Origin of the sequence: Streptomyces sp. CGMCC 4.7035, from assembly GCF_031583065.1 — a bacterium.
Classification (GTDB): Bacteria; Actinomycetota; Actinomycetes; order Streptomycetales; family Streptomycetaceae; genus Streptomyces; species Streptomyces yaanensis.
Genome location: NZ_CP134053.1, coordinates 6,695,838 through 6,721,925 on the forward strand (window position 1 = coordinate 6,695,838; position 26,088 = coordinate 6,721,925).

27 protein-coding genes and 2 tRNA genes are annotated in these 26,088 nt (G+C 69.6%); 6 read left to right on the forward strand and 23 right to left on the reverse strand.

The window, feature by feature from the left end; translation table 11 throughout:
- Both folC and Q2K21_RS29435 read right to left on the reverse strand, forming a co-directional pair.
- Complete coding sequence (gene folC / locus Q2K21_RS29430; RefSeq protein WP_310776892.1) at nt 1–1,506, reverse strand: bifunctional tetrahydrofolate synthase/dihydrofolate synthase; 1,506 nt, start codon at nt 1,504–1,506, stop codon at nt 1–3.
- 163 nt (nt 1,507–1,669) lie between these two features.
- Nucleotides 1,670–4,294, reverse strand: coding sequence for a valine--tRNA ligase (locus tag Q2K21_RS29435; protein ID WP_310776894.1), 2,625 nt, complete (start codon nt 4,292–4,294; stop codon nt 1,670–1,672).
- A 138-nt stretch (nt 4,295–4,432) separates the two neighbouring features.
- Here Q2K21_RS29435 and Q2K21_RS29440 point away from each other — a divergent pair, with 138 nt between their 5' ends.
- Nucleotides 4,433–5,392: a hypothetical protein gene (locus Q2K21_RS29440; RefSeq protein ID WP_310776896.1), complete on the forward strand. Its 960-nt coding sequence runs from the start codon at nt 4,433–4,435 to the stop codon at nt 5,390–5,392.
- Between the two features lie 98 nt (nt 5,393–5,490).
- Here the strand turns inward: Q2K21_RS29440 and clpX are convergent, their stop codons facing one another.
- The 5 genes from clpX to Q2K21_RS29465 form a co-directional block, all read right to left on the reverse strand.
- On the reverse strand, nt 5,491–6,777 hold the full coding sequence (gene clpX, locus Q2K21_RS29445; RefSeq protein ID WP_150478206.1) for an ATP-dependent Clp protease ATP-binding subunit ClpX: 1,287 nt from the start codon (nt 6,775–6,777) through the stop codon (nt 5,491–5,493).
- 192 nt (nt 6,778–6,969) lie between these two features.
- Nucleotides 6,970–7,650 (reverse strand): ATP-dependent Clp protease proteolytic subunit, encoded by a 681-nt coding sequence (locus tag Q2K21_RS29450; RefSeq protein ID WP_310776900.1) that lies wholly within the window; start codon nt 7,648–7,650, stop codon nt 6,970–6,972.
- A 258-nt stretch (nt 7,651–7,908) separates the two neighbouring features.
- Nucleotides 7,909–8,520 carry an ATP-dependent Clp protease proteolytic subunit gene (locus tag Q2K21_RS29455; RefSeq protein WP_310781313.1) on the reverse strand — a complete coding sequence of 204 codons (612 nt, stop codon included), beginning with the start codon at nt 8,518–8,520 and terminating at the stop codon, nt 7,909–7,911.
- Nucleotides 8,521–9,591: 1,071 nt separating this feature from the next.
- Nucleotides 9,592–10,959, reverse strand: a complete 1,368-nt coding sequence (gene tig, locus Q2K21_RS29460) for a trigger factor (protein WP_310776903.1) — start codon at nt 10,957–10,959, stop codon at nt 9,592–9,594.
- 202 nt (nt 10,960–11,161) lie between these two features.
- A tRNA-Pro gene (locus Q2K21_RS29465) sits at nt 11,162–11,238 on the reverse strand.
- Nucleotides 11,239–11,403: 165 nt separating this feature from the next.
- Between Q2K21_RS29465 and Q2K21_RS29470 the strand changes: the two genes are divergently transcribed.
- Nucleotides 11,404–11,477: transfer RNA gene (locus tag Q2K21_RS29470), tRNA-Gly, on the forward strand.
- 66 nt (nt 11,478–11,543) lie between these two features.
- Here the strand turns inward: Q2K21_RS29470 and Q2K21_RS29475 are convergent.
- From Q2K21_RS29475 to Q2K21_RS29535, 13 genes are all read right to left on the reverse strand, one after another.
- Complete coding sequence (locus tag Q2K21_RS29475) at nt 11,544–12,713, reverse strand: tyrosine-type recombinase/integrase (protein ID WP_310776906.1); 1,170 nt, start codon at nt 12,711–12,713, stop codon at nt 11,544–11,546.
- A complete protein-coding gene (locus tag Q2K21_RS29480) occupies nt 12,713–12,925 on the reverse strand; it encodes a helix-turn-helix domain-containing protein (RefSeq protein ID WP_310776908.1) in 213 nt (70 codons plus the stop codon). Before Q2K21_RS29480 ends, Q2K21_RS29475 begins: the two co-directional genes overlap by 1 nt.
- On the reverse strand, nt 12,918–14,315 hold the full coding sequence (gene repSA / locus Q2K21_RS29485; protein ID WP_310776910.1) for a replication initiator protein RepSA: 1,398 nt from the start codon (nt 14,313–14,315) through the stop codon (nt 12,918–12,920). Before repSA ends, Q2K21_RS29480 begins: the two co-directional genes overlap by 8 nt.
- Entirely contained in the window at nt 14,312–14,506 is a 195-nt protein-coding gene (locus Q2K21_RS29490) for a hypothetical protein (protein ID WP_310776913.1), read from the reverse strand. The genes repSA and Q2K21_RS29490 overlap by 4 nt, the downstream gene beginning before the upstream one ends.
- Before the next feature lie 5 nt (nt 14,507–14,511).
- Nucleotides 14,512–14,694, reverse strand: a complete 183-nt coding sequence (locus Q2K21_RS29495) for a hypothetical protein (protein WP_310781315.1) — start codon at nt 14,692–14,694, stop codon at nt 14,512–14,514.
- A gap of 91 nt (nt 14,695–14,785) precedes the next feature.
- Nucleotides 14,786–15,094, reverse strand: a complete 309-nt coding sequence (locus Q2K21_RS29500; protein WP_310776916.1) for a SpdD protein — start codon at nt 15,092–15,094, stop codon at nt 14,786–14,788.
- A gap of 14 nt (nt 15,095–15,108) precedes the next feature.
- Complete coding sequence (locus Q2K21_RS29505) at nt 15,109–15,264, reverse strand: hypothetical protein (RefSeq protein WP_107118600.1); 156 nt, start codon at nt 15,262–15,264, stop codon at nt 15,109–15,111.
- Nucleotides 15,265–15,276: 12 nt separating this feature from the next.
- Entirely contained in the window at nt 15,277–15,465 is a 189-nt protein-coding gene (locus tag Q2K21_RS29510) for a mobile element transfer protein (RefSeq protein WP_030067617.1), read from the reverse strand.
- A 20-nt stretch (nt 15,466–15,485) separates the two neighbouring features.
- Nucleotides 15,486–16,151 (reverse strand): DUF2637 domain-containing protein, encoded by a 666-nt coding sequence (locus Q2K21_RS29515; RefSeq protein WP_310776922.1) that lies wholly within the window; start codon nt 16,149–16,151, stop codon nt 15,486–15,488.
- Nucleotides 16,152–16,228: 77 nt separating this feature from the next.
- Nucleotides 16,229–16,420 (reverse strand): hypothetical protein, encoded by a 192-nt coding sequence (locus tag Q2K21_RS29520; RefSeq protein WP_386276432.1) that lies wholly within the window; start codon nt 16,418–16,420, stop codon nt 16,229–16,231.
- The gene (locus tag Q2K21_RS29525) at nt 16,417–16,575 is read right to left on the reverse strand and encodes a hypothetical protein (RefSeq protein WP_310776928.1); all 159 of its coding nucleotides are present in this window, start codon (nt 16,573–16,575) and stop codon (nt 16,417–16,419) included. The genes Q2K21_RS29520 and Q2K21_RS29525 overlap by 4 nt, the downstream gene beginning before the upstream one ends.
- 79 nt (nt 16,576–16,654) lie before the next feature.
- The gene (locus Q2K21_RS29530) at nt 16,655–17,995 is read right to left on the reverse strand and encodes an FtsK/SpoIIIE domain-containing protein (RefSeq protein ID WP_310776932.1); all 1,341 of its coding nucleotides are present in this window, start codon (nt 17,993–17,995) and stop codon (nt 16,655–16,657) included.
- 1 nt (nt 17,996) lies between these two features.
- Nucleotides 17,997–18,326 (reverse strand): SCO3933 family regulatory protein, encoded by a 330-nt coding sequence (locus Q2K21_RS29535; protein WP_310776934.1) that lies wholly within the window; start codon nt 18,324–18,326, stop codon nt 17,997–17,999.
- 188 nt (nt 18,327–18,514) lie between these two features.
- Between Q2K21_RS29535 and Q2K21_RS29540 the strand changes: the two genes are divergently transcribed.
- From Q2K21_RS29540 to Q2K21_RS29550, 3 genes are all read left to right on the forward strand, one after another.
- The gene (locus tag Q2K21_RS29540) at nt 18,515–19,273 is read left to right on the forward strand and encodes a GntR family transcriptional regulator (RefSeq protein WP_310776937.1); all 759 of its coding nucleotides are present in this window, start codon (nt 18,515–18,517) and stop codon (nt 19,271–19,273) included.
- Nucleotides 19,274–20,161: 888 nt separating this feature from the next.
- Nucleotides 20,162–20,419: a DUF7660 family protein gene (locus Q2K21_RS29545; protein ID WP_310776940.1), complete on the forward strand. Its 258-nt coding sequence runs from the start codon at nt 20,162–20,164 to the stop codon at nt 20,417–20,419.
- Between the two features lie 401 nt (nt 20,420–20,820).
- A complete protein-coding gene (locus Q2K21_RS29550) occupies nt 20,821–21,357 on the forward strand; it encodes a hypothetical protein (RefSeq protein WP_310776944.1) in 537 nt (178 codons plus the stop codon).
- A 135-nt stretch (nt 21,358–21,492) separates the two neighbouring features.
- Here the strand turns inward: Q2K21_RS29550 and Q2K21_RS29555 are convergent, their stop codons facing one another.
- Nucleotides 21,493–23,637 (reverse strand): protein kinase domain-containing protein, encoded by a 2,145-nt coding sequence (locus tag Q2K21_RS29555; RefSeq protein WP_310776946.1) that lies wholly within the window; start codon nt 23,635–23,637, stop codon nt 21,493–21,495.
- Nucleotides 23,638–23,708: 71 nt separating this feature from the next.
- Nucleotides 23,709–23,903, reverse strand: coding sequence for a hypothetical protein (locus tag Q2K21_RS29560; protein ID WP_310776948.1), 195 nt, complete (start codon nt 23,901–23,903; stop codon nt 23,709–23,711).
- 525 nt (nt 23,904–24,428) lie between these two features.
- Between Q2K21_RS29560 and Q2K21_RS29565 the strand changes: the two genes are divergently transcribed.
- Nucleotides 24,429–25,538 (forward strand): acyltransferase family protein, encoded by a 1,110-nt coding sequence (locus tag Q2K21_RS29565; protein WP_310776952.1) that lies wholly within the window; start codon nt 24,429–24,431, stop codon nt 25,536–25,538.
- Between the two features lie 63 nt (nt 25,539–25,601).
- On the opposite strand, the gene Q2K21_RS29570 is transcribed toward Q2K21_RS29565, so the two are convergent.
- The gene (locus Q2K21_RS29570; protein WP_310776955.1) at nt 25,602–26,054 is read right to left on the reverse strand and encodes a phosphohydrolase; all 453 of its coding nucleotides are present in this window, start codon (nt 26,052–26,054) and stop codon (nt 25,602–25,604) included.
- Between the last annotated feature and the right edge of the window lie 34 nt (nt 26,055–26,088).

Genomic DNA, 26,088 nt, shown 5'->3' on the forward strand with positions numbered 1-26,088 from the left:
TCAGCCCTTCCCCAGGAGCAGTCGGGCCTCGCCGACGGTGATGACGGAACCGGTGACGAGTACGCCCGCACCCGCGTACTCCCCTTCCTCCTCGGCGAGCGTGATCGCTGCCTCCAGCGCGTCGGGCAGCCGCGGCTCGACCTGGACGCGCTCCTCACCGAAGACCTCGACGGCGATCGCGGCCAGCTCGTCGGCGTCCATCGCGCGGTGGCTGGAGTTCTGGGTGATCACGACCTCGGCGAAGATCGGCTCGAAGGCCTCCAGCAGACCCCGTACGTTCTTGTCGCCGCTCGCGCCCACGACCCCGATCAGCCGGCTGAAGTCGAAGGCCTCGCTCGCGGCCTCGGCGGTGGCACGGGCGCCCGCCGGATTGTGGGCGGCGTCCAGGACGACGGTCGGGGAGCGCCGTACGACCTCCAGACGGCCCGGGGACGACACCGACGCGAAGGCCTTGCGGACGGTGTCGACGTCCAGCGGCTCGGGCCGCTGGGAGCCGACGCCGAAGAACGCCTCGACCGCGGCGAGCGCCACGGCGGCGTTGTGGGCCTGGTAGGCGCCGTGCAGCGGCAGGTACACCTCGTCGTACTCACCGCCGAGGCCGCGCAGCGTGAGCATCTGCCCGCCGACCGCCACCTGCCTCGACACGACGCCGAACTCCAGACCCTCACGGGCCACGGTCGCGTCCACCTCGACGGCCTTCTTCAGCAGCACCTGGGCCGCGTCCACCGGCTGCTGGGCCATGATCACGGTGGCGTCCTGCTTGATGATCCCGGCCTTCTCGCCCGCGATCTCGCCCGGCGTGGCGCCCAGCCGGTCGGTGTGGTCCAGGTCGATGGGGGTGACGACCGCGACGTCCCCGTCGATGACGTTCGTGGCGTCCCAGCTGCCGCCCATGCCGACCTCGACGACGGCCACGTCGACGGGCGCGTCCGCGAAGGCCGCGTACGCCATGCCCGTGAGCACCTCGAAGAAGGAGAGCCGGTACTCCTGCTGGGAGTCGACCATCTCGACGTACGGCTTGATGTCGTCGTACGTCTCGATGAAGCGCTCCCCGGAGATGGGGGCGCCGTCGAGGCTGATGCGCTCGGTGACCGACTGGACGTGGGGGCTCGTGTACCGGCCGGTGCGCAGTTCGAAGGCGCCGAGCAGGGCCTCGATCATGCGGGCGGTCGACGTCTTGCCGTTGGTGCCCGTGATGTGGATGGAGGGGTACGACCGCTGCGGCTCCCCCAGCACGTCCATCAGCGCGGAGATGCGGCTGACCGACGGCTCCAGCTTGGTCTCGCCCCAGCGGGTGGCCAGGTCGGCCTCGACGGCCCGCAGCGCCTTGTCGACCTCGGGGTCGGCGGGCCGTGCGGGCACATCGGCGTGCGGTCGGCCGCCCTGCGTGCGCAGGGTGCGGCTGCCGGCCTCGATCACCGCGAGATCGGGATCGCGGTCGGTCTCGGCCTCGACGATGTCCTCGAAGGGATCGCTCTCATTGGGGTCGCGCGGCAGGTCACTCACGGGGCCAGTCTACGTATACCGAGCTGCGGGCAGTCGTGCCGCTGGGGCGGCACGGGTGGGCGCAGCAGCACCCCGCGAGCGCGGGTGAGCGAAACCCACACCCGGGCAACCGAAGGCCCCCGGAACCGTGAAGTTCCGGGGGCCTTCAGCGATGTATGAACCGCTAGGCGGCGGGAAGCCGATCCAGCTGCGTCTGAATCCGCGCGATGTCCTGCTCCGCCTTGGCGAGCCGCGTGCGGATCTTGTCCACCACCTGGTCGGGCGCCTTCGCCAGGAACGCCTCGTTGCCGAGCTTGGCGGTGGCCTGGGCCTTCTCCTTCTCCGCCGCGGCGAGGTCCTTCGCGAGCCGCTTCCGCTCCGCCGCCACGTCGATCGTGCCCGACAGGTCCAGCGCGACCGTGGCGCCCGCGACCGGCAGGGTTGCCGTGGCCGTGAAGCCCTCGCCCTCCGGCTGCAGGCGCAGCAGCTGACGGATGGCCGCCTCGTGCGGGGCGAGCGCCGTGCCGTCGAGCGTCAGCCGGGCCGGGACGCGCTGGCCGGGCTGGAGGCCCTGGTCGGCGCGGAAACGGCGGACCTCGGTGATGACCGACTGAAGGGTCTCGATCTCCTTCTCAGCGGCCGGGTCCCGGAAGCCACTGTCCTGCGGCCAGTTGGCGATGACGACGGACTCACCGCCCGTGAGGGTGGTCCACAGCGTCTCCGTGACGAACGGGACGACCGGGTGCAGCAGCCGCAGGGTGACGTCCAGAACCTCGCCGAGGACGCGCTGGGAGACCTCGGCCGCCTCGCCGCCCTCCTGGAACGTCGTCTTGGACAGCTCGACGTACCAGTCGAAGACCTCGTCCCAAGCGAAGTGGAAGAGGGCGTCGGAGAGCTTGGCGAACTGGAAGTCCTCGTAGTACGCGTCGACCTGGGCGACCGTCTCGTTCAGGCGGGAGAGGATCCAGCGGTCGGTCGCGGAGAGCTTCGACGCCTCCGGCAGCGGGCCCTCGACCGTGGCGCCGTTCATGAGCGCGAAGCGCGTGGCGTTCCAGATCTTGTTGGCGAAGTTCCGGGACGCCTGGACCCAGTCCTCGCCGATCGGGACGTCGGTACCGGGGTTGGCGCCGCGCGCGAGCGTGAAGCGCAGCGCGTCGGAGCCGTACTTGTCCATCCAGTCGAGTGGGTCGACCACGTTGCCGAACGACTTCGACATCTTCTTGCCGCGCTCGTCACGGACCAGACCGGTCAGGGCGATGGTCTTGAAGGGGACCTCTCCGTCCATCGCGTACAGGCCGAACATCATCATCCGGGCGACCCAGAAGAAGATGATGTCGTGGCCGGTCAGCAGGACGTCGGTCGAGTAGAACTTCCGCAGGTCCGCGGTCTGTTCCGGCCAGCCGAGCGTGGAGAACGGCCACAGGCCGGAGGAGAACCAGGTGTCCAGGACGTCGGTGTCCTGGTGCCAGCCCTCACCGGTCGGCGGCTCCTCGTCGGGGCCGACACAGACGACCTCGCCGTCGGGGCCATACCAGATCGGGATCCGGTGGCCCCACCACAGCTGGCGCGAGATGCACCAGTCGTTCATGTTGTCGACCCAGTCGAAGTACCGCTTCGACATGTCCTCGGGATGGATCTTCACCCGGCCGTCGCGGACCGCGTCGCCCGCGGCCTGGGCGAGCGGGCCGACCTTGACCCACCACTGCATGGACAGGCGCGGCTCGATGGTGGTCTTGCAGCGCGAACAGTGGCCGACGGAGTGGACGTACGGGCGCTTCTCGGCGACGATCCGGCCCTGCGAGCGCAGCGCGCCGACGATGGCCGCGCGCGCCTCGAAGCGGTCGAGGCCCTGGAAGGGGCCATGGGCGGTGATGATCGCCCGCTCGTCCATGATCGTGATCGACTCCAGGCCGTGGCGCTGGCCGATCGCGAAGTCGTTCGGGTCGTGGGCCGGGGTGACCTTGACGGCACCGGTGCCGAACTCGGGGTCGACATGCGAGTCCGCGACGACGGGAATGCTGCGGTCGGTGAGCGGCAGCTTGATGCGCTTGCCGACCAGGTGCCGGTACCGCTCGTCGTCGGGGTGAACGGCGACGGCCGTGTCACCGAGCATGGTCTCGGCGCGGGTGGTGGCGACGACGACGGAGTCGTCCCCTTCCCCGTACCTGATGGAGACGAGCTCGCCGTCGTCCTCCTGGTACTCGACCTCGATGTCCGAAATGGCCGTCAGACAGCGGGGGCACCAGTTGATGATGCGCTCGGCGCGGTAGATCAGCTCGTCTTCGTAGAGCTTCTTGAAGATGGTGAGGACGGCCTCGGACAGGCCCTCGTCCATGGTGAAGCGCTCACGCTTCCAGTCGACTCCGTCGCCGAGCCGGCGCATCTGGCCGAGGATCTTGCCGCCGTACTCCTCCTTCCACTGCCACACGCGCTCGACGAACTCCTCGCGGCCCAGGTCGTGACGGGACTTGCCCTCCTCGGCGAGCTGCTGCTCGACCTTGTTCTGGGTGGCGATGCCGGCGTGGTCCATGCCGGGCAGCCACAGCGACTCGAAGCCCTGCATCCGCTTGCGGCGGGTGAGGGCGTCCATGAGCGTGTGCTGGAAGGCGTGGCCCAGGTGGAGGCTGCCGGTGACGTTCGGCGGCGGAATGACGATGGTGTACGGGGGCTTCTCACTCTTGGCGTCGGCCTCGAAGTAACCCCGCTCTACCCAGCGCTCGTACAGCGCCCCCTCTACATCGGCCGGCGCGTACTGGGTCGGCAGTTCGGTGCGGGGCGCTGATGGCTGCTGCTGAGCGTTCTCGGTCACGGGCTCAGTTTAGGGGTGTCACCGCCCTGTCCCGAAACGCGATTCTTTCGTAACGGTGAACCCCCCGACGGCCCGGTGCCCCTTGGCCTGCGCCAGGATGTCAGGAACACATAAGGCATCTGGAGGGGAACCCAGACCATGAGCTACAACCAGCCGGGCCCGTACGGCGGGCAGCCCCAGCAGCCCGGACCGTACGGTCAGCCGGGGCAGCCTGGACCCTACGGCGGTCAGCCGGGTCCGTACGGCCAGCCGCCGCAGGCACCCCAGCCCGGCTATGGCTACCCCCAGCAGACTCCGCCGGCCCCCGGCTATGGCTACCCCCAGCAGGCCCCCCAGGGCGTCCCGCCCCAGCAGCCGAACCCGTACGCCCAGCAGCCCGGGCAGCCCTACGGCCAGCCCCCGTACGGCCAGCAGCCCTACGGCGTCCCGCAGCCGCCGGCTCCGGGCGGCGGCAAGAAGACGGCGGCCATCGTCATCGGCGCGGTGGCGGTCGTGGCGGCGATCGCGGTGGTTGCGTACTTCCTGCTCAGCGGGAGCGGAGGCGGCTCGGTCGCGGACGACGGGGCGCACAAGCTGACGGCGCCGGCGACGGTGATCAACGGTACGTACAAGAAGGCCGACAGCTCGTCCTCCGGGGAGATGACGGACTCCGACGTGAAGGACTTCGAGTCGTGGGGCGTCAAGAACCCCAAGGACGTCAGTGCCGGCTACACGGCGGGCTCGGGCCTGAGCGTCAAGTCCCTGTCGTTCGTGGGCGTGTACGGCACGATCGACGACCCGGAGAAGGTCGTCGACGCGATGTTCGCCAAGGTCAAGGAGAACGCCGCGAAGAACTCCGCCGAGGGCAAGCTGGTCGGCAGCCCGCAGGAGTTCACGCCCGACGGCTTCGAGAACGGCGTCATGAAGTGCCAGATCTCGGAGGGCACGTCCAGTGGCAAGACCGTGCAGGTGCCCTTCTGCATCTGGGGTGACCACAGCACGGTCACCTACGTGATCTCCACCGATGTGGCCGCCCTGGCCGCCGGCAAGGGCAGCTCGATGCAGGACGCGGCCGCACTCGCCGCCAAGCTCCGCAACGACGTGCGCGTCAAGGCCTGACGTCGTACGCCCGAACGGTGAAGGGGCCCCGGTCGTCCATCGACCGGGGCCCCTTCCGCGTCACGGGTCCACCTGTTCAGGTGTTCACGGGACGGTGGTTACGCCGTCTTCTGCTCGCCCGGACCCCGGCCCCGCGCGTCCCGCGGAATCAGCGTCGGGTTCACGTTCGACAGGACCACGTCCGCCGTGATGACGACGCGGGCCACGTCCTTGCGGGACGGGACCTCGTACATCACCGCCTGGAGGACCTCCTCCATGATGGCGCGCAGGCCTCGGGCGCCCGTCTGGCGGAGGATCGCCTGGTCCGCGATCGCCTCCAGTGCCTCGCGTTCGAAGTCCAGTTCCACGCCGTCGAGTTCGAAGAGGCGCTGGTACTGCTTCACCAGCGCGTTGCGCGGCTCGACGAGGATCTGGAGGAGCGCCTTGCGGTCCAGGTTGTGGACCGAGGTGATGACCGGGAGGCGGCCGATGAACTCCGGGATCATCCCGAACTTCACCAGGTCCTCGGGCATCACGTCCTCGAACTGGTCCTTCGATTCCAGCTCGCGCTTGGAGCGGATCGTCGCGCCGAAGCCGATGCCCTTCGCGCCGGCCCGCGACTCGATGATCTTCTCCAGGCCCGCGAACGCGCCGCCCACGATGAACAGCACGTTCGTCGTGTCGATCTGGATGAACTCCTGATGCGGGTGCTTACGGCCGCCCTGCGGCGGGACCGAGGCCGTCGTGCCCTCAAGGATCTTCAGCAGGGCCTGCTGGACACCCTCACCCGACACGTCCCGCGTGATGGACGGGTTTTCGCTCTTTCGGGCCACCTTGTCGATCTCGTCGATGTAGATGATGCCCGTCTCGGCCTTCTTGACGTCGTAGTCAGCCGCCTGGATGAGCTTCAGGAGGATGTTCTCGACGTCCTCGCCCACATAGCCCGCCTCCGTCAGCGCCGTCGCGTCGGCGATGGCGAACGGGACGTTCAGCATGCGGGCCAGGGTCTGGGCCAGGAGCGTCTTGCCGGAGCCCGTGGGGCCCAGCAGCAGGATGTTGGACTTCGCCAACTCGATGGCGTCGTCGCGGCCTTGGGCGCCGCCGTTCTCACCGGCCTGGACCCGTTTGTAGTGGTTGTACACCGCGACGGACAGGGCCTTCTTGGCCGCCTCCTGGCCGACCACGTACCCCTCGAGGAACTCGTAGATCTCGCGGGGCTTCGGGAGTTCCTCCCAGCGCACCTCGCTGGTCTCCGCGAGCTCTTCCTCGATGATCTCGTTGCAGAGATCGATGCACTCGTCGCAGATGTACACACCGGGGCCTGCGATGAGCTTCTTGACCTGCTTCTGGCTCTTGCCGCAGAACGAGCACTTGAGCAGATCGCCGCCGTCACCGATGCGTGCCACGGTGTGCTTCCCCTTCGCCTGGGAGACGCCTTAGGTCCAGCGGCTCCTGGTGCTGCCTTATATCCGACGGTACCTTGCCGAGCCCCCCGTTCGGGCCCCCCTTGGCACGGTTCACTTTGACGTGCTGCGTGTCAAACCGTGCCAAGGAGCGGCAGACGATACAGATCCGATGACGAATCCGGTGGATTCGCGTCAGCGGACCGCGGTGTTGTTCATCTTGCGGGTCGAGATGATCTGGTCGATCAGGCCGTACGCCAGCGCGTCCTCGGCCGTGAGGATCTTGTCGCGCTCGATGTCCTCGCGGATCTTCTCGATCGGCGTGTTCGAGTGCTTGGCCAGCATCTCCTCCAGCTGCGCGCGCATCCGGAGGATTTCGTTGGCGGCGATCTCCAGGTCGGAGACCTGGCCGCGGCCCGTCTCGCTGTACGGCTGGTGGATCAGCACACGGGCGTTCGGGAGCGCCATGCGCTTGCCCGGCGTGCCGGCGGCCAGCAGGACGGCGGCGGCGGAGGCCGCCTGGCCCATGCAGACCGTCTGGATGTCCGGCTTCACGAACTGCATCGTGTCGTAGATGGCCGTGAGCGCGGTGAAGGAGCCGCCGGGGCTGTTGATGTAGACCGAGATGTCCCGGTCCGGGTCCATCGACTCCAGGCACAGCAGCTGCGCCATGACGTCGTTGGCGGACGCGTCGTCGATCTGGACGCCGAGGAAGATCACACGCTCTTCGAAGAGCTTCGCGTACGGGTCGTACTCGCGGATGCCCTGCGAGGTGCGCTCCACGAAGCGCGGGATGACGTAGCGGGACTCGGCCACGGGGGCGGTGTACTCGGCGCGCGCACGGTCGTAGAGGCCGCTGCCGGGGAAGTCGTTCACGATGTCTCCTGAAAGGGGCTGAGGCGGTGGCTGGGGGCTGGAGGGGGCGTCGGAAGCCTTGCGGGCCGTCATGGCCGCGACGGCCCTGCGGGCCCCCGACCGGCCTTCACGGCGGCCGTGCGGGCCCTTGGGCCGGCTCCGGCGGCCCTGGGTAGGGCTCCTGGAAGGGCCTGGAGGCCCTGCCGGGGGCCGTGCGGGCCGTCTACGGCCGGTGGGAGCCCTTACGGGCCCTCACGGCCGTACGGGCCCGGTGAGCCCTTACGAGCCCGCCCCGGTGCCTCCGCCGCCCGGCATGCCGGCAGCGGTGGGCATGATGTCGTCGATCAGGCCGTACTCCTTCGCCTCCTGGGCGTCGAACCAGCGGTCGCGGTCCGAGTCACGGGTGATCTGCTCGACCGACTGGCCGGTGTGGAAGGAAGTGAGCTCGGCCATGCGCTTCTTGGTGTGCAGCAGCCGCTCGGCGTGGATCTTGATGTCGGACGCGGAGCCGGCGAGGCCGGCCGAGGGCTGGTGGATCAGGATCTCGGCGTTGGGCAGGGCGAAGCGCTTGCCCGGGGTACCCGCGCTGAGCAGGAACTGCCCCATCGACGCCGCCATGCCCATGGCGATGGTCACCACGTCGTTCTTGATGTACTGCATGGTGTCGTAGATCGCCATGCCGGCCGTGATGGAACCGCCAGGGCTGTTGATGTACAGGTAGATGTCCTTGTCCGGGTCGGAGGCAAGGAGCAGCAGCTGTGCGGTGATCTTGTTCGCGATGTCGTCGTCCACCGGCTGGCCGAGGAAGATGATCCGCTCGTTGAGCAGCCGGTTGTAGACCTGGTCGCCGAGGCCACCACCGATGGAAGGCTCGCCGGCGGCGGAGGGCATCAGATTCGTCACGTATCCACCTGCTCGTCTTACGACGGCGCGGGGCCGTCTCACGTGTTCTGCTGGGGCGTGGGACCCCGTGTGCCCCTTGCCGGGGCGGCTTCGGGGACTCCCCTGCCCTCGTATTCATGGACCCTAACGCGCAGGCAGGCGGGAGCAATCCCGCTTCCGCGGGTGTTCGCTGTCAGCGCATGGGCTCCGCTGCGGGGGCGAGGGTGGTGTGCTGTTGAGCTGTTGACTGTGCGGTGCCCGGCGCCCGGGGTGGCCGTCACGGGGCTCCGCCCCGGACCCCGGTTGAGATCACGGTAGCTCGGATGGCCGCGGCTCGCCGCCGGTCGCCGGCAGCCGAGCCGGGCTCGGCAGGCGCGGGGGGGGTGCGGGCGCGCCCCGACTGAGCGGCCCCCAGCACCCCGCAAGCCGTCACGGGGCTCCGCCCCGGCCCCCGGCTGACCCCACCCAGCCCCGACGGTCGCCGTCCGCACCGCTGCCGACCGCGCCGCCTGGCTACGCAGGCACCGAGGGCAGGCGGCGCGCCCTCACTGAGGGGTGCCTGCGCGCCGCACGCCCTCGCGGAACTCCGCCACAGAGCCCGACTGAACCGCCTTCCCCCACCGGTCGCCGGTCACCCGGCCGCGGCACCCGGCACCGGGCACCGGGCACCCGAAGGCCGCCACGGCGCACCGCCCCAGACCCCGACTGAACACGCCCCAACGGTCACCGATCGCGTCCACGCCCAGCTCCGCAGGCACCGGGCGTGCCTGTCGCGGACCGGCTGCCGTCCGCCGCCGGTCGTGTCCGGCTGGCGCGCCCACGCGGCGGAGCTGTACATGCCATAGACCCGCGCCCCTTACGTGGCACGGGGTCGCCGCAGACCAGCGCGCGTGCCCGGCGCGGAAGCCCGCGCGCGGCCCTTATGGGCGCGCCCCCGTCCGGCAAGGATCCACCGGCTCCCGCCGCCACGGCAGCGCGGTCGGCGGTGTCGTACCGTCGTCGGTCGCGCGCATACGGCGACGGGCCCCAGGGCGCTGTGCATCCTGGGGCCCGTCACACGGGTCCGGTACCGCTCGGGGGTTACGCCTCCGGCGTCTCCTCCGTGGCCTCGGCGGAGCCCTCCGCCTCGTCCTCGTCCTCGTCGTCCAGGTCGACGACCTCGCCGTTGGTGTCCTTGACCGTGGCGGCCTCGACGACCACCGCGAGCGCCTTGCCGCGGGCGACCTCGCCGACGAGCATCGGGACCTGGCCGCCCTCGACGACCGCCTGGGCGAACTGGTCGGGGGACATGCCGGAGGAGGCCGCGCGCCGCATGAGGTGCTCGGTGAGCTCCTCCTGGTTGACGTTCAGCTTCTCCTTGTTGACCAGCTCGTCGAGGACGAACTGGGTCTTGATGCCCTTGATCGCGGCCTCGCGCGTCTCGGTCTCGAACTCCTCGGCCGTCTTGCCCTGGATCTCCAGGTACTTGTCGAGGGTCAGGCCCATCTGCGCGAGCTGGTGGTGCTCGAGGTTGTGCTTACGGGTGTTGATCTCGTCCTCGAGGAGCTTCTCGGGGATCGGGACCTCGACCAGCTCCAGCAGCTTGTCCAGGACGCGCTCCTGGGCCTGCGTGGCCTGGTCGTACTGCTTCATGTTCTCGAGGCGCTTGCGGCTGTCCGCCTTCAGCTCCTCCAGGGTGTCGAACTCCGAGGCGAGCTGCGCGAACTCGTCGTCCAGCTCCGGCAGCTCCCGGGAGGCGACCTGGGTGACCTTGACCGTCACCTCGGCCTCCTTGCCCGCCGCCGAGCCGCCCTTGAGCTCGGAGGTGAAGGTGCCCTCCTCGCCTGCCGACAGGCCCTTGACGGCGTCGTCGATGCCGTCGAGCAGCTCGCCGGAGCCGATGGTGTAAGAGACACCCTCGGCGACACCGTCCTCCAGGACCTCGCCGTCGACCTTGGCCTCCAGGTCGACGGTGACGACGTCGCCGTCCTCGGCTGCGCGCTCGACGGGGCTCGTCGAAGCGAAGCGCTCACGCAGCTGCTCGACCGACTTCTCGATGTCCTCGTCGCTCACCTCGACGGCGTCGACCTCGACCTCGATGCCGGAGTAGTCCGGGATCTCGATGGTCGGGCGGATGTCGACCTCGGCGGTGAAGGACAGCAGCTCGTTGTCCTTCAGCTCGGTGATGTCGACCTCGGGCTGACCCAGCGGGTTGAGCTCGGCCTCGTTGACCGCCTCGGTGTAGAACTTCGGGAGCGCGTCGTTGACGGCCTCCTCCAGCACGGCGCCACGACCGAACCGCTGGTCGATGACCCGGGCCGGGATCTTGCCCTTGCGGAAGCCCTTCACCGTGACCTGCTGGTTGATCTTCTTGTACGCCGCGTCGAGGCTGTCCTTGAGCTCCTCGAAGGGCACCTCAACAGTGAGCCGAACCCGGGTCGGGTTCAGGGTCTCCACGGCGCTCTTCACGGTTCGGTCTCCTTGTGACTGACTTCTTGGGGTTCTGCCGAACTGCTCCGCCCGGTGTGGGCGGGCTTTCGGCGGATCAGCGGGCCCCTGCCTGAGAGACGTAACAGTGCAGACACACGGGCGCGCAGCTTGCATAGTAACCGCAGGGGGTACACGCCCCAAAAGGCGATCATGCGAGTCGGCGCCCGGCATGGCCGGGCAGTGGTCGGGGTGGCGGGATTTGAACCCACGGCCTTCCGCTCCCAAAGCGGACGCGCTACCAAGCTGCGCCACACCCCGTCTTGGTGCGACACGTAGGGTACATGCCCGGACAGGCTGCGTCGGCCGGTTTGTTCACCGGTTTGTTCATGGGCATAGGCGCGGACCAACGCGTTGGCCTACGAGGCGGGCGACCCGCTACGATGCCTCCTGTGCCGCGGTCACTGACCTGCGGTGCGTTCTGTCGCGGGCGTAGCTCAATGGTAGAGCCCTAGTCTTCCAAACTAGCTACGCGGGTTCGATTCCCGTCGCCCGCTCCATACGGCTCAGGGCCAGGTCAGAGGATCATTCCTCCGCCTGGCCCTGGTCGTTTCTGGGGGCTCCGATCAGTCCGCCGTGTCCCCCTCGTGCCCCTTCGGCTTTCGATCTTGCTTCTTCTTGGCCTTCCGCGCCTTCTTCCGGCCCTTGTCGACGAGACCGCTCACGGCGTCGGCGATCAGCCGGTCACGCTCGGCGCTTGCGTGCTGATAGATCAACGCGGCGCGGGCGGTGCTGTGACCCATACGGGCCATCAGCTCCCGCGTGCTCGCGCCCGTGGACGCGGCGAGAGTGTTGCCGGTGTGTCGAAGATCATGGAAGTGCAGCCCCTTGATCCCGGCGTCGTCGCACGCCTTGCGCCACAGCCGGTTGAAGTGGTTCCGGCGAGGAGTCGCTCCCTTGGCGCCGACGAAGACCCGGCCGTCAGCTCCGTGCTCGGCGTACCGATCCAGGTGATCGCGAATGTCCGGGATGATCGCGGACGGGATGGCCACGGTTCGCTTGCCCGCAGCGCTCTTGGGCGCCTTGATCTCGCGTTGCCCGTTGAACAGCTCGGCAACGGCCCGGCGCACACGTACGGAGCCGTGGTCGAGGTCGATATCCCGGCGGTGCAAGCCGATCAGCTCACCCCAGCGCAGGCCCAGGAACCCGGCCAGGAGCACGAGCGCCCGGTAGCGAGGCTGGATCGCGTCGGCAAGGTCGTAGACCTCCTGCACGGTGGCGGTCGGCCGCTCGGGGGTGTGGACGGTGCTGGCGCCCTTGATCGTGCACGGGTTGCGCCTAATCATCTGGTCGGCCACGGCCGTGCCCATGATCGCGCGCAGAAGGGCGTACGCCTTTGCGACGGTCGTCGGACCGGTGCCGGACGCGAGCTTGTCGGCCCGCCAGTGCCGGACGAGCGGGGGCGAGATCTCCGCGACGTTGACGGCACCGAAGGTGGGTTCGAGGTGGTGCCGTAGGAGCGAGTCGTAAAGCTGCCGCGTGGTGGTGGTCAGTTCGCGTTCCTTGATCCAGGCAGCGGCGTACGGGCCAAACGCCGCCTTTCCGGCGTCCGGGTCGTGCCAGTCGCCGCGCCGCATCTCCGTCTGCTTGTCGGCGAGCCAGTCGTCCGCGTCCTTCTTGGTACGGAAGGTCTCGGGGGCTGGCCGGAGCTGCCCGTCTGGGCCTACGTAGCGGGCCTGGTAGCGGCCGGACGGGAGTTTGCGAACCCGGCCGAACTGCCGACGCTTACCAGCCATCAGGCAGCCACCCCCCGAAGGGCAGCGCCCTGCCGGCGGGGCTGCACCGTGTTGACGGCGATGAACTCCCGAACGGCACTCTCGGGAATCCGAACATGGCGCCCAACCTTCACGTACGTGATGCGCCGCTCTTCGATCAGGCGCCGGGGGAAACGCACGGTCGTACCGAGAACTTCAGCGACCTGGTCAACGCTGAGGTAGCGCTCATTCATGGTCGTGCTCTCCTTCCTGGCGCAGGTCTGCCAAGGCTTCGTGGGCGGTTTCGCGGTTGTGCTGGATGTCGCGGCGGATGTTGGCGGCGAGCCAGGATTCGCCGGGGGTGTGGCCGTGGCCGGCGTAGGTCCAGTGGGCGAGGGTGAGCGTGGTTGCCTCCGGGGTTTCGTCGGGGTCCGGCAGGCCGAGGGCGGCGCGTTGCTGGGCGGCGCGGTAGTCGGCGCGGGTCTGGCGGAGAGCGCCGAGGGTGGTGGAGTAGCGGCGGGACTTGGTGGAGAAGTGGCCCCGGAAGCCGAGCATGTGAGCCCAGTCCCGAAGCTTCCGGTCCGGGTAGAGCGCGTGCAGGTCGAGGCACGCGGCGATGAGCCGGGCGGGGTGGTCGGGCACGCCGAGCAGGGCGAGAGCCTCTTTGTTGCCGATGCGGCGGTCGACAGTGCCGGTCGTCTCGGCGGCTTTGGTCGCGTACTTGGCGACGTAGGAGGCGACGGCCTGTTCGGTGATCTCTTCGCCGTGGCCGAAGGCGCCGATCGGCTGGACATCGAGCTGTGTGCCCCAGCGCAGCACGCGGGTGGGCTCGTCTCCCGCGGGCGGTACGTCGACAGCGACGCGGGCGGCGGCGGCGCGGATCGAGTCGGTGAGAACGTCGAGCGTGGCCCAGGCCGGCGGCGGGCTGTCGGGTCCGTCGGGTCCGTCGAAGCGGATCACGGCGTGGAAGTGCACGGCTCCGCGCTTCTGGTATTCGGCGACCTTGCCGAAGGAGACACGGGACTGTTCGCGGGCGTCCTTCTGGGTGAGGCCGGCGCGGCGGGCGATCTCGCGTCGGAGGTAGATCGTGAAGTAGCGCCACAGGTCGGATGCGTGGTTGTTCCACAGCACCGCGCCCGCGTAGTCGTACGAGTCGGGGTCGAGCGGGGTGCCGAGTTCGGGCGCGTCCTCAGCGTGGCGGGTCCCGCAGGCGCACGGGCGGTTACCGGGGCGGTTGTGGACCGGACCGAACGAAGGCGCGGTGAGCGTGGCGAAGACGCGGGGGTGATCCCGGATGGTGTGGGGGGTGCCCTTAGCGGGGTCGCCGACCAGGCCGGCGCGGATCAGGTGGTAGGTGTCGCCCGCATAGGTCCAGGCGCAGGACGGGCAGCGCGAGGCACGGCGGTTGCCGCAGGCGATACGGAGTCGGCCGCCGGGTTCGGTGTCGGTCGAGTAGGAGTGCAGCACGTAGCCCGTGACCGCGTCGCGGGTGACAGTGGAGCCTTGCAGGTGGATCGGGTCGGAGCAGCCGCCGGTGCGGCGGATCTGTTCCTGGATGCGGTCGAGGTCCGGAGACCCGGCCAGCCTCAGCACATCGGCGAGGGTGGCCGGGTCCAGGCCCGCCATGGTGGCGGTGTCCGTCACTTGCCCCCCTTGGCGTGGGCGGGACCATGGTTGGCGGTGTAGCCGTCGACCAGCGCCTTGACCTGGGTGTCACCCGTGGCGGTGGCACGGGCGCCGCAGTGGCAGACGGCCGATGCGGTGGCGGGGGTGGTCGGCGACGGCTTGCTGACGTGCAGGCCGGGGCTGTCCGGGGTCGGGATGAGGTCGGCCACGGCGGTCACCGCCCAGCGCGGGCGAGCGTGGAGGCGGGGGCCGTGTGGCCGGTGCCCTTGCAGGTCGGGCAGGTGACGCGGAGCGTGGCGCGGGTGCCGTCGCGGTGACGGGTGCCGGTGGTGATGGCGGCGGTGGCGAAGCCGTCGCAGTCGCGGCAGACGCGCGTGTTCTGGGCGTGCTGGGGCATCATGAGGCTTCCCTTTCGGGTCCGATGGGTCTGGAAGGGGTGCAGGCGCCGGGGCGGCGGATCTTTGGCGAGAGAGCCGCCCCGGGGCCGTTCAGTGCTTGTGCAGGTCCTTGATGAGCAGGCGCAGGACGACCGCGACCACGGCGACGGAGACGCCGGTGATGGCGACCGCGAGCAGCAGCGAGACCAGGACCGCGCCGACGACGAGGACCACGGCGCCTCCGCCGGCGGCGAGGGCGAGCGCGCTGCCGGGGGTGAGCTGGACGGTCGGCCGGTTCGAGGCCGGGACGACCGGGGCCGGGGCCGCTGTCGGCTGAACGGACGCCGGGGTGTGGGCGGTCGGGGCGGTGGTCGTGGCGGGCGGTGCGGTGTCCTGGGGCGGGTACTTCGGTGTGAACACGAGGCGGTTCCCTTCTACTTGAGGACGGTGCCGAGGGCGGGGGCGAGGAAGCTTCCGGCGACGAGGTAGCCGCCGATCAGGAGCACGGCGACCAGCCACCACGGCGGACGGGCGAGTTTGACGCCGAGCCATCCGACGACGAGCAGGGCGAGCCAGAGCGGTACGTCCATGGCGATCTCCTGTCAGGCCTTGCAGCGGTGGGTGCGGGCGGCGAGTTCGGCGCCGGCGCGGGTGTCGTAGTCGGCGGCGAAGCCGCAGCCGGGGGCGGTGCAGGCGGCGGTGTGCTTGTCGCGGCCACGGCCGTCGTAGGACGTGGCGACCTGCACGGGGCCGATGCGGATCACGTTGCGGAAGCGGCGGTAGGCGGTCACGGGCGGCTTCTCCTCTCTGGTCAGGTGAGTTGGAGTTCGGCGGCGATGGCGTCGGCCATCGGGGCGGGCAGTTGGAGCCGGGCGGACAGGGCGTCGGCGGGCATCAGGGAGCCCGTGGAGACCCGGTGGGCGTCGGCGATCTTCCGAGCGTGGTCCAGCAGCGCGGCCGGAACTGCGGGGGCGCCGGGCGCGGGCTGTGGCGGGGCGGGTGTCAGCTCCGGCACGGTCGCGGCGGGGGCCGGGTCGGGGGCGGGTTCGTCGGTGCGGTGCATCTCGACTTCCGGCGCCGCCGCCTCGTCCACAGCCTGTGCAGGAGCGGCCGGGTCGGTGGGCGAGTGGACCAGGAGGGTTCCGCCCAGGAAGGCCAGGGCGGGCCAGCCGGCGACGAGGATGCACAGCCAGGCAGGCACGTGAGCCAGGTCGAGGAGTCCGGCGGTGGCGATGTTCGCGCCGAGCGAGGCGAACAGGGCGATGACGAACCAGGTCCAGGCGGACCGGTCGCGGCGGGCCATGCGCAGCCGACGCCAGGCGGCGACAAGAAGCAGGTCGACCGAGACCGGGTAGGCCCATGCCTTCCAGCCGGTCTGTCCGGCAGCTTCGGCCAGGTCGTGCAAGTGGGCGAAGGACAGCGCGCCGGCGATGACAGCCTGTACGAGTACGGCATCCGGGCGGATCGAGTGGGACATGTGGGGCACCTCCCTTCAGGGGAGTCGGGCCAGGGGTGGGCGGGGAAGCGTGTCCGGCCGCCCGGCCCCGGCGGGCTTCATTCGGTGGGGGCTTCGCCGGAACCGAGGCAGGTCAGGCAGAGCCCGGTTTGCTGGCCGACGACGCGGTGTTTGCGGCCGACGCGGACGGTTCGGGAGACCTCTCCAGCGCCCTTGCAGGTCTCGCACGGCGTCGGCTGCGGCGTGGTGGTCGTGCGACGGGTCGTCTTGCGTTCGGCCACAGCGATCACCGGTCCTGGCCTGTGTCGGCGGTGCCTTCGGCGTCCTCGTCGCGGTAGCCGTCCATGACCTCCGGCGCGTTGTTCCACGCCGACAGCAGGGCGGATTCCAGCGGATCCACCGGGCACGGAGCCGGGGGGCGCTCGGGGAACGGGATCACGCTCATGGGGGATCACTCCGTTTCGGGCATGGCTCGGGTAGGGACCTGGCGCGAAGCGGTCACGCCGACCGTGGCGGAGCGGGTGTTACTCGGTGACCGGGCGAGGCTTGACCAGCGACGGACCGGCCGCCGGCGCCTGAGCGGGCACGAAGGGGCGGAACGGGTCGAGGAACGGCAGATCCGGGACCAGGTGAGCGAACTTCCGGCAGATGGCGACCACTTCGTCACGCGAGGTGTTCGGGGTGCGGATCTTCGACCAGCCGCCGGAGGAGTCCGCCGCGACAGCGGTGCCGGGGCGGTTCATCGGGATCAGGCTCGCGGCCGGGACCGCGTCCGGGGCCACGTCCGCCAGGCCCATTTCGGCGGTCTGCTTGTCGTTGACGCGGTGCACCACACGGCCCGTGAGCTGAGCGCGGAGCATGGTGGCGCCCTTGCCCAGGTCGGAGCCGAACCGCTGCCCGCAGATCTCCAGGTAGATGCCGATCGCACGGGCCATCTGCCCCAGCCGGATCAGCGCGGTCACGATCCGTTCCCGGCGCTCCTCATCCTTCCTGGAGGAGATCAGGAACAGTTCCGCCACCTCGTCGACCAGGACGACCACCGGCACCGGGCGCACCTCGTCGGGCAGTTCCCACAGGTCCGAGACGCCGTGACGGCTCAGCAGGTCGAAGCGATCTTCCATCTCCGCGACCAGGACACCGAGCAGTGAGGCGGCATCGTCGGGGCTGGTGACCAGAGCCGACAAGCGGGGCGCGAAGGCGGACTGTTCCACCCCGCGCTTGCAGTCGACCCCGACCAGGGCCACCGGCAGTTGCGCCAGCCCCTTGATCAGGTTGCGCTGGTACATGGACTTGCCGGAGTGGTTGGCGCCCAGGGTGAGCGCCATCGGCGCCTTACGGTAGTCCCGCTCGAACGCGGTCCCGTCCTCACGCACCGCGACCGGCACCACCATGTCGTGCGGGCGGGCCTTGCGGGGCATCCGCACCCGGCGCAGCACGTCATAGCCGGTCATCCGCAGTTCCACGAAACCGGGCTTCGTCTCCACCACGGTCACGGAGTGGACGCCCCAGGCGTGCCGCAGCCGTTCCGAGGAGGCGATCACGTCGGCGGGCTCCAGGCCGGCAGGAAGTCGCAGGGTGACCCGCAGCCCGGTCGACGTGCCACGTACCCGGCGGATCTTCGGCGGGACCGGCTGAACCTCACGGTGGGCGACGTTGCGGGTCATGAACGCCCGCAGCCCCGACGGCTGCACCGTCAGCCCGCACACATCCATCGTCGACCGGTACGAGAGGGTGAAGCGGCCCCAGGCGACCGGCATCCCGACCAGCGACCAGTACACGCGCGGCGCGCGCACCTTCGCGTAGCCGAGCCCGCCGGCGCCCGCTAAGGCTCCCGTGGCCTCCAGCCACATCGTCAGGTCGGCCATGTCAGACCGCCGGGGTGATCGCGACCGCGCGGAACGAGATCCCGTGCCGCTTCTGGCCGTTGAACTCGTTCTCCCAGTCACGGGCCTTCAGCCCGACGACCTTGACCGGCATGCCCGGCTGAAGCCCCTCCGAGTAGCCCGTCTCCGGGATCGTCACCTGATACAGGTTCCCCTCCCCCTCGTCCGAGACCAGCAGGCCCACCGTCGACAGGCCCGCACCGGTCTCCCGGTCCATCGCCCGCTCACCGGTCTTCGCGTTAGCCAGCTTCGGGACGGGCGCAGTCGCCACGAACACCACGGCGGTCGAAAGGTCGATCTTGAAAGACGGCATGAGCGCATCCCTCGTTCGGGAGGCCGCCTTGCGCGACCTCTCTAGACATCTCCATGGGAGCACATCTCTAGAGATGCCGTCAAGGGAGATGTCTAGAGAGGTTGTCGACGAACGATTGCGGTTACACGCACAGAGCGAGCGACCCGCCTATGACCTAGGCTGTCTAGAGAAGAGAGGAGGGCTCCCGAATGGCCACCACCGACGACGACCGTCGGCCGAAGTACCAGCGGATTGCGGACTCTCTACGAGAGGCGATCCAGTCGGGCGAGTACGGTCCCGGTGATCGGCTTCCGGGGGAGAACGAGCTGATGGCCGCGCATGGCGTGGCCCGCATGACGGCACGTCAGGCCTTGAGTGTGCTCAAGGACGAGGGCGTCGCCGAGTCCCGCAAGGGCGCCGGCGTGTTCGTGCGATCCTTCCGCCCTCTGAGGCGCCGAGGCATCCAGCGACTCGCACAGGAGCAGTGGGGTAGCGGCCGGTCCATCTGGTCTGCCGACATCGAGAACCGCACCCTTGTGGTGGATCAGGTGACGGTGTCGGAAGAGACGGCACCGGAACGGATCGGACAGGTGTTGGACCTGGCGGACGAGGACACAGTCTGTGTGCGACGCCGGCGATTCGTCCTGGACGAGAAGCCCGTCCTTCTCGCGACGAGCTACCTCCCCACGTCGGTGGTCGCAGGTTCAGCGATCACTCAGGAGGACACGGGACCCGGCGGAACGTACGCCCGTCTTGCCGAACTCGGGTACAAGCCAGTGCACTTCCGCGAAGAGATCCGCTCACGCATGCCCACGAAGGACGAGGCGGCACAGTTGAGCATCTCCGCAGGTACGCCGGTCATCCTCATCTGCCGGACCGCATTCGCGGACGAAGGCCGCCCCGTGGAGATCAACGAAATGACGCTCGACGCCGCCTCGTACATCCTGGAGTACGACTTCGACGCGTGATCCCCGCGCAAGCTGTTACAGGTTTCTCTACCTCATCAAGGCACCCGGCTCCGCTCCGCTCCGCCGGGCGCGCTCCCGGCTCCGCTGCGCGCTGCGCTCCTGCCTTCGGCCCGCTCCGCCCGCGCTGCGCCGACGCGCGCCCACGCGTGGATAGGGCCCAAAGGCCATGAGTCGAGCACCGCAGAGAGCGGTCACCGTCAGAGCGTGCCTCCGGCGGGGGCGCTCAGGCTCCGAGATGGAGGGGGCGCCGTTCGCGAGTGCCGGCCGAGTATGGCGTGCGCGGGGAGCTCCCATCCCGCCTGCCGTCGACCCAGGCAGAGCCGAGCAGACGCGGCCCCTGGCGTCCAGGTCGTTCGTACAGTGGCGCGCTCCACCTGGACGCCAGGAACCACGCCCGCTCCACGGTGTGTGGGTCGACGGCAGACGGGATGGGAGCTGGGGGTGAGCGATGGGTGAGGGGGCGTCGAGCGCGCAAGGTGATGGAAGGTCGGTCGACGGTCAAAGGGCCCGAGCGGCCTCAGCGGCCTTCACCTTGCACTCTGAACATCGCCCAGTCCCTCTTGCAACGAACAGGTTCCGGTACACCGTCACCTGGTCCTTAGGAATGCCGCAAAGGGTGCTCCCTCCCGTCACGGCATGCGTCAACGCTGGTGCGTCCGTCTCTCGACACGCAGCAAAGGGCGTCGGTGTGAACGCGAGCGCGGCCCGGATGGACCGGAGGCGAGGACCAAGGTTCGACATGGCCATCACTTTCGCACCGCACGCAGCCGCCGTCGACCCACACCCCGGGGAGCAGACGGGATGGAGGCCGGGTGAGTGGTGGGTTAGGGCCGGTGTGATCGCTGACACTCATGCCAGCCACCGAAGGGCCCTCTTAAGATCACAGCCATGACGAGCCCCCTGGCGCCCGACGATCACATTGGCGATCGCGAGGCCTTCAGCGCCTTCCTGGCGCGTCTTCGTGCCGACTACGCAGCCAACGGCCAGCAGTGGGAGAACCCGACGCTGGACAGGTTCCTGGAAGCCCTGGAAGCCTGGGTCGCTGCGTCTCCGGGGTGGTGCCGGAACTTCGGGCACGACCTGCCCCCCGAAGGTGACTGGACGTTCTTCGCCCGTGCCCTGGATGCCGCTCGGATCTACGAATAGCCCTGGTGGGCGCCGTGCCCCTTGCGTGCCCGACCAAGCGGCGACAGGCGGGGAACACCGGGGAACGGCGGTGAGCGTCCCAGGAACGCGCAGGTCACCGTCTTGCCAGGCCAGCGCCCACCCGCGTACGCGATCTTCCAAACTAGCTACGCGGGTTCGATTCCCGTCGCCCGCTCCGTACGGCTCAGGGCCAGGTCGGAGGATTCGTCCTCGACCTGGCCCTGGTCGTTTCCGGGACTCGATCAGCCCGTCCCCCACCCCGCTCCACCGGTCGCCGCTCGTCCGATTTGTTGATATATGAGCGTGTTTCAGTCGACCTGCCGAGCGATCCAGGCCGTGGGGGTCAAGCTCGCATCCGGATGCAGAAATCATCCGAAACGCTTGGATCAAGGAGCGCATACATGAGTCCTGAGCACAGGACGGCTTCGCCGCTCGCGCCACGGGGGCGAGGCAGGTTCAAGAAGATCGGCGGGGTCGCGTCGGCCGCGCTGATGGTGGCGGTCGGACTGGCCACCCCTGCCGCAGCCATCGCGCGTGGCACCACCACCCACGCGGGTGTCGCATACGACGACAGGTGCGACAAAAACGGCAGAGGCAAGAACTGCAAGCCCAAGCCGCCGCCGACCCCGCCGCGCGGATGCTTCGACATCGACTCGACGGTTCAGGGCCGGGACAAGTTCATCTCGGTGGTGTGCAACGGGCGTGTGTTCGTCCTGACGGTCAGGGAGACGCCACCCTCCGGTCCCCCGGCGCCCGTGGGCGGCTGGCAGTTCGTGGGAGGCCCGACCGACGTGATCGACGCCACGCTGGCCACGCGCGACAACGTGATCTACGTCAGCGTGCTGACCGCGAGGGGCACGGTACAACAGGGCATTTGCCGCGCGTCGGAGCCGCTCGGGTCGTGCACCTTCTACCCGCTGCCCACGCCTCCGGGATAAGCCACAGCCGGGTGACGTGACGCCACCCGCCTCAGGCCCGGCGAGGGACCGCTTCCCTCGCCGGGCCTGCGTCGTTTCGCCGCCTTTCGGCTTCGGGTCTTTCACCTGCGGCGGTATTTCACACGCGCAGGCCTTTCACAGGTCTCGTACGTTCACGCAGTACACCGACCGGATGCCGTACGGGACGTACAGCGCGTCGCCGGTCAGGGTCAGGCGGGCGCCGGCCTGGGCCGGGGTGGCGGAGGGCGCGTCGTTGCGGCCCGGGCGGGTCTTCTCGACCCTTCCGGTGTCGCGGTCCAGGGCGGCCAGGCGGCCGCTCGGGGAGGCTACGTAGATCCGGGTTCCTGCCACCAGGGGCGGGCCCGGGGACTCGACGGTGGAGTTGCTCTCCCAGGCCTGGCGGCCGGTTTCCGGGGAGACGGCACGGATGCTGCCGTTGGGCAGCGTGAAGTAGAGCGTGCCGCCGGCGAGGGTGACGGTGGCCTCGCCCGGCTGGGTGCGGGCGAGGGGGACGCGGACCAGGCGGTGCGTGGCCGGGTCCAGGGTGGTGACCGTGCGGTACGTCGTCACCGAATCCGCGGCGTTCTGGTCCTCCATGAGGATCAGCCGCCCCCCGTGCCGGCCGAGGCAGGTGAGCAGGCCCTTGGCCGTGACGGTCCAGCGTGGGCTGCCCGTGGCCGGGTCCAGAGCGCTGATCCGGGTGGTCTGCCCGCGCTTGGTGTCGTTCTCGCAGACGAGGTAGGGGCGGGAGGCCGCCGCGGTCAGGGAGCAGCCGACCGACTGGGCCGGCAGCGGGTGGTGCCAGCGCACCTTGCCCTTCGCGGTGGTGTCCAGGAAGGCGTACGACGCTCCGTCGGTGCCGTAGACAGCGAGGATGCCCTTGGGCAGACGCGCGGCCATGCCGCCGTCCGGGTCGGGTGCGGTGGCACCCTCGCCGTCACCGGTGCGGACCGTCCACCGGACCCGCCCCGTCGACACGTCGAGGGCCTGCACCGCGTAGTGGGACACGGAGGTGCTGTCGTCACCCTTGCCCTTCTCGGTCTCGTCGTTGGCGTACACGTAGACCAGGCCCGGGGCGGTGCCGATGATCGAACCCTCGCTGCTGCTGTAGTCGTCCGGGGTGGAGTCGACGGGCCGGGACCAGGTGCGCTTGCCGGTGGCCAGGGAGAAGCGGGTCGCCTTGATGTCGTCCCCGGCGCAGACCAGTGACGTACCGACCGCGGCGCAGCGGTTGAACGGGCCACTGGCGTCCTTGTCCGCCGCCCGCGCATGCCAGGCGCGCCAGCCCGCGGGCAGGTCGGCGCGCTCGTCCGAGTGACCGGTGAACCGCGCCACCGCCACCGCGGCCGTGCCCGCCAGTACCAGCGCCGTCACCGCGGAGGCGATCGCGAGCCGACGGCGTGCGCGGCGCGGGCGCTCCGGCTCGTACGCGACCGTCGGCTCCTCCCCCGCGCGGTGCGGATCGGGCCGGGTGCCGTCCCGCAGGAAGGCGAGGAGGTCGTCGGGTGTCGGCCGGTACTTGGGGTGCTTCTCCAGGCAGAGTTCCACGAAGGGCCGAAACTCGCCGGGGACGCCGTCCAGTTCGGGGGCGCCCTCGACGACCTTGGTGGCCGTTTCGTAGGGGCTGGGGCTGTCGAACGGGCCGCGCCCCGTGGCCGCGTACACCACGACCGCGCCGAGGGAGAAGATGTCGGCGGCCGGGCCGACGTCGTGCGGGGACGAGAACTGCTCGGGGGACATGAAGGGCGGGGTGCCCATCACACGACCGGTCTGGGTCAGGACGTCCGCGGCCGCGAAGTCGGCGGCGCGGGAGATGCCGAAGTCGATGACGCGCGGACCGTCGTCGGCGAGCATCACGTTCGCCGGTTTGAGGTCGCGGTGGACGACTCCCGCGCGGTGGATGTCGCGGAGGGCCTCGGCGAGCCCCGCGGCGACTTCGCGGAGCCTCTCCGGGGGAAGCGGACCGTTTCGTCGTACGTATGTGCCCAGGTCCGCGCCCGGTATGTAGAGCGTGGCCATCCAGGGGCGCGAGGCGTCGGCGTCCGCGTCCACGACGGGCGCGGTGAAGGCGCCGCTCACCCGGCGGGCGGCGGCCACCTCGCGGCTGAACCGGGCGCGGAACTCGTCGTCGTCGGCGTACTGGCCGTGGACGACCTTGACCGCCAGACGGCGACCGGAGGCCGACCGCGCGAGATAGACCACTCCCATACCGCCGGAACCCAGACGGTCCTCGATGCGGTAACCGCCCACCTCCGCCGGGTCCGAGTCGCGCAGCGACATCCCCGTACGCCCCCGTTCCGTCTCCCCCGAGAACTGCTCGTGTCAACCGCCGCCGGGCGCGGTCACGCCCGTCAGAAGCTGATCGAGTTGATGGTCTGCGCTATCGAGTCGAGGAACCGCTGGATGGACGGAGCCATACCGGTCGAGGCGAGGAAGAAGCCGAACAGGATCGCCACGATCGCCGGGCCGGCCTTGATAGAGCCCCCTCTGATCATCACCACCAGGATGATCGCCAACAGCAGCACCACTGACAGCGAAATGGCCACAACTGATCACACCCTCGGTCGGTCCGCTCTCCCGGCCCGGGGCGCCGTCCCCTTGCACACCCCGCCAGAACCATCGTGCCACCAACGGGCCCGCCGTATGCGGCCCGTGAGGCATCGTCGGCCACCCGAGACGCACGGTGACCCCCCGCGCGGCGCGCGGCCGTACGGACGGAAGGTGGTGAACTCCGCGTTCCCGAACGGCAATTCGAGGGGTACCGGACAGGAATGCGACAGTGATCGTTTCCATGTCCACACATCAGCCTCGCAGGTAATTCAAATGCCCTCACCATTCCTCCTGGGCCGGACATTCCGCCAGAGTCGCCTCCGAGTGTTATGCGCCCTTTAGTCGGGATGAATACGGACACAACGGCCGTACGCGGCAAAGAAATCGGCACCGTCGTCAATGTGTCCGAGAACACGTCACAGCAATGCCGACTTCCGTGATTCCTGGGTATGCGCAGGCGATACCCAGGATTCACATCAAGGGTTTTACGAAAGCCCACAGACAACGCTAGGGTGCCTCAGATGTTCCACGCCGCCTCGTCCTCCGCAAGAGCAACGGGCTCGCGAAGTCCACGTGCCGCACTGGGCACCGAGCCGCCCGCCAAGCAGCGTGACGCCTTCTTCGACAACGCCAAGTACCTGGCGATCGTCCTGGTGGTCATGGGCCATTCCTGGGAGCCGGTGAAGGGCGGCAGCCGCACACTCGAAGCGGCGTACATGGTCGTCTACGCCTTCCACATGCCGGCCTTCGTCCTCATCTCCGGCTACTTCTCGCGCAGTTTCGACATGCGGCCCGACCGGCTGAAGCGGCTGGTGACGGGCGTCGTCGTGCCGTACATCGTCTTCGAGACGGCGTACGCCCTCTTCATGCGCGCGATCGGCGGCGATCCGGACATGGCGATCAGCCTGCTCGATCCCTGGTTCCTGATGTGGTTCCTGGCCGCCCTCTTCGTCTGGCGGCTGACGGCCCCCCTCTGGAAGGTCGTACGCCGGCCGGTCCCGGTGGCGATCGTGATCGCCATGCTGGCGTCCGTGTCGCCCGGCATCGGCAACGACCTGGACCTCCAGCGGGTGCTGCAGTTCCTGCCGTTCTTCGTCATCGGTCTGTCGATGAAACCGGAGCACTTCCGGCTGGTGCGGCGCCGCGCGGTGCGTGTCCTGGCGGTTCCGGTGTTCGCCTGCGCCCTGGCCATGGCGTGGTGGGCGGTGCCGAGGATGAACACGGCCTGGTTCTACCACCGCGACAGCGCACAGGAGTTGGCGGCGCCGTGGTGGTGCGGGCCGGTGATGACGCTCGCGCTGCTGAGCTGCTCACTGCTGCTCACGGCCTGCTTCTTCGCCTGGGTGCCGGGCCGGACGATGTGGTTCACGACGCTGGGCGCCGGGACGCTCTACGCGTATCTGCTGCACGGGTTCGTCGTCAAAGGGGCGGACTACCGCGGCTGGTACGACGCGCAGTGGCTGCACCGGCCGCTCGGTGAGGTGTCCGTGACGCTCGCCGCGGGTGTGGTGGCGACCGCGCTCTGTACCGCGCCGGTGCGGCGGGTGTTCCGGTTCGTCATGGAGCCGGAGATGCGGTGGGCGTTCCGGCGGGACGCCGCCTCGTTGACCCGCGAGCCGACGAAAGCCTGAGCGACGGGATTCCGGACGCTGCGGGGGCTGGTCCGGGGTCCCGCGTGGTACCGCGCGGGACCGTCAGTCGTCGGCGGTGAGGCCGAGATACTGTCGCATGGCGGCGTACTTGCGGGTGAGTCGCTCCGCGGTGGGGGCGTCGAGGACGGCGAGCCGGTGCGGGTCGGCGTTGTGCGCGAGGTCGGCCGCCTTGACGAGCCGGGCGCCCGGGGTGGCCAGAATGCGCTGGGCGTACGCCTGCGGGGGCTCGCCGCTCCGCTTCGTGACGGCCCGGATGACGTCCTTCGTCACCTCGGACAACGGGGCGGCGTCCAGCCACTCCTCGCTGAGCACGCCGTCCTCCACGGAGTCGTGCAGCCAGGCGGCGGCGACGAGTTCGTCCGCGCCACCGCGGGCCCGTACACCCTCGGCGACGGCCCGTAGATGCTCGGCGTACGGCCGCCCCGCCTTGTCCTTCTGCGCGGCGTGCGCGGCGCACGCGACGGCCTCGACCTCGGCCAATGTCATGAGCGGCATGACGACTTCTCCCTGACTTCGGCGGGTTCTGCCC

Bases quoted from the DNA above. Each gene is read 5' to 3' on its own strand.
- Q2K21_RS29440 (WP_310776896.1), top strand. From the start codon at position 4,433: ATGAGCTACAACCAGCCGGGCCCGTACGGCGGGCAGCCCCAGCAGCCC.
- Q2K21_RS29455 (WP_310781313.1), bottom strand. From the start codon at position 8,520: ATGCCCTCCGCCGCCGGCGAGCCTTCCATCGGTGGTGGCCTCGGCGAC.
- Q2K21_RS29475 (WP_310776906.1), bottom strand. From the start codon at position 12,713: ATGGCTGGTAAGCGTCGGCAGTTCGGCCGGGTTCGCAAACTCCCGTCC.
- Q2K21_RS29480 (WP_310776908.1), bottom strand. From the start codon at position 12,925: ATGAATGAGCGCTACCTCAGCGTTGACCAGGTCGCTGAAGTTCTCGGT.
- Q2K21_RS29495 (WP_310781315.1), bottom strand. From the start codon at position 14,694: ATGCCCCAGCACGCCCAGAACACGCGCGTCTGCCGCGACTGCGACGGC.
- Q2K21_RS29505 (WP_107118600.1), bottom strand. From the start codon at position 15,264: ATGGACGTACCGCTCTGGCTCGCCCTGCTCGTCGTCGGATGGCTCGGC.
- Q2K21_RS29515 (WP_310776922.1), bottom strand. From the start codon at position 16,151: ATGTCCCACTCGATCCGCCCGGATGCCGTACTCGTACAGGCTGTCATC.
- Q2K21_RS29525 (WP_310776928.1), bottom strand. From the start codon at position 16,575: ATGAGCGTGATCCCGTTCCCCGAGCGCCCCCCGGCTCCGTGCCCGGTG.
- Q2K21_RS29530 (WP_310776932.1), bottom strand. From the start codon at position 17,995: ATGGCCGACCTGACGATGTGGCTGGAGGCCACGGGAGCCTTAGCGGGC.
- Q2K21_RS29535 (WP_310776934.1), bottom strand. From the start codon at position 18,326: ATGCCGTCTTTCAAGATCGACCTTTCGACCGCCGTGGTGTTCGTGGCG.
- Q2K21_RS29540 (WP_310776937.1), top strand. From the start codon at position 18,515: ATGGCCACCACCGACGACGACCGTCGGCCGAAGTACCAGCGGATTGCG.
- Q2K21_RS29545 (WP_310776940.1), top strand. From the start codon at position 20,162: ATGACGAGCCCCCTGGCGCCCGACGATCACATTGGCGATCGCGAGGCC.
- Q2K21_RS29550 (WP_310776944.1), top strand. From the start codon at position 20,821: ATGAGTCCTGAGCACAGGACGGCTTCGCCGCTCGCGCCACGGGGGCGA.
- Q2K21_RS29555 (WP_310776946.1), bottom strand. From the start codon at position 23,637: ATGTCGCTGCGCGACTCGGACCCGGCGGAGGTGGGCGGTTACCGCATC.
- Q2K21_RS29565 (WP_310776952.1), top strand. From the start codon at position 24,429: ATGTTCCACGCCGCCTCGTCCTCCGCAAGAGCAACGGGCTCGCGAAGT.
- Q2K21_RS29570 (WP_310776955.1), bottom strand. From the start codon at position 26,054: ATGCCGCTCATGACATTGGCCGAGGTCGAGGCCGTCGCGTGCGCCGCG.